The organism is Novosphingobium sp. YAF33 (assembly GCF_052113265.1).
Taxonomy (GTDB): domain Bacteria; phylum Pseudomonadota; class Alphaproteobacteria; order Sphingomonadales; family Sphingomonadaceae; genus Novosphingobium.
Genome location: NZ_JBFRCW010000043.1, coordinates 1 through 1,528, shown reverse-complemented (window position 1 = coordinate 1,528; position 1,528 = coordinate 1). Strand labels below are relative to the sequence as shown.

Annotated in this window: 1 protein-coding gene and 1 tRNA gene; both read right to left on the bottom strand. The window is 61.6% G+C overall.

The annotated features are described in order from the left end of the window. Nucleotides 1-84: 84 nt before the first annotated feature. Nucleotides 85-1,179, bottom strand: a complete 1,095-nt coding sequence (locus AB4Z00_RS26525) for a tyrosine-type recombinase/integrase (RefSeq protein WP_442047900.1) — start codon at nt 1,177-1,179, stop codon at nt 85-87. 201 nt (nt 1,180-1,380) lie between these two features. After that, nucleotides 1,381-1,457 (bottom strand) — tRNA-Met (locus AB4Z00_RS26520). Nucleotides 1,458-1,528: the final 71 nt, after the last annotated feature.

Sequence of the window (1,528 nt, the reverse complement as noted above, 5' to 3'; positions counted from 1 at the left end):
GCCAAGCCGCTGCACCTGACCCGGGGCGCTCGTTTCGAAACATGTTTCGAAATCAATTTCATCACTCACTGGTAACCTCGCCGTTCAATGCGACGAAACTACCAACCTCAGAGCTTCTGAAAATGTGGGGGATTTTGACCGCTTACCCCAGGTCGAGGCCATGCCGCGAAAGCCGTGCACCGTCTGCCGGCCGCGATAGCCCATCCGGTAGCAGGCGTAGATCATGGTGTTTTGCGAGATGGGACTACTCGGTTTGGTTCCCGGAAACACCAGCCCTTCGCCGTTGGTCGCGCGCAGGCGGCGCCGGAGGAGCAACACGACCTGACGCGAGAGCGGGACGATATGCTCGCGGTCCATCTTCATGCGCTCGCCGGGGATCCGCCAGAGCGGGTTCGCGCCGTCGAGGTTCTCGAACTCGTGCCAGGCCGCAAAGCGTGTCTCGCTGGTCCGGCACCAGGTCAGCAGCGTGAACAGCATCGCCTCTCGCGTAATCTCGCGGCGCCGGGGATCCTCTTCCCCGTCATAGTTTTGAATGGCGTGCACGAGTTCGGGAAGTTGCTGCAGTGGGAGCCGCGCCATGTGCTGCACTTTGGGACGCGCCTTGAGCGCACCTGTCAGATGCGCGGAGGGATCGTGCTCAACAAACCCTTCGGCGATCGCATAATGGAAGATCTGGCCAATCGACTGGAGTACGCGCCTGCTCACGTCCAATGCGCCGCGCGCTTCGACGGCCTTGATCACCGCCAGTATCTCGGGCGCCTTCACGCCGGCAATGGGAGTGGACCCGATCGCCGGAAACGCGTCGCGTTCCAATCGCGCCAGGAGACGCTTCGCATGGGCGGGATTGAGACTATCCACGCGGCGAGCGTGCCACTGACGCGCGACGATCTCAAAGGTACGAGCCTCCGCCTCGTCTTTGGCCTGCTGGACCTTGGCGGGGTCTTTGCCCAGCGCCAGCAGTTGGCGTGCTTCGTGTCTCTTGGCACGGGCCGCGGTCAGCGACACGTCGGGGTATTGACCGAAGCTGAGAAGCTTTTCCTTGCCGGCGAAGCGGTACTTCATGCGCCACAGCTTGGAACCGTTTGGATGGACGAGAACATGCAATCCGCCGCCATCGGCAAGCTTGTAAGGCTTGCCGCGCTTTGCCGCGTATTTGACCTCGAGTTCCGTGAGCGCCATGGGCCGTGTCCATCTGGGGGTATCGGCCCAAATGCTACCCCCAAAAATACCCCCAATTCAAATGGCTCTGGGTGCATTGAACGGGCCGCAGCGGGACGCATGACGGCCCGGCGGGATGGTCAAAAATATTTGATATGGTTGGGAAAATGATCGCCCGTGGACGTCGCCGGACGGAGCGGGACGATCGGACCTGGGCGAAAATGGTTGCGGGGGCAGGATTTGAACCTGCGACCTTCAGGTTATGAGCCTGACGAGCTACCGGGCTGCTCCACCCCGCGTCACCATTGAGGGCTGAGCGTGTCAGCCTTGAAGCGTGTTTTGTTGTCTGTTCCGGGCGGTGCCGGCGTGG

Bases quoted from the DNA above. Each gene is read 5' to 3' on its own strand.
- AB4Z00_RS26525 (WP_442047900.1), bottom strand. From the start codon at position 1,179: ATGGCGCTCACGGAACTCGAGGTCAAATACGCGGCAAAGCGCGGCAAG.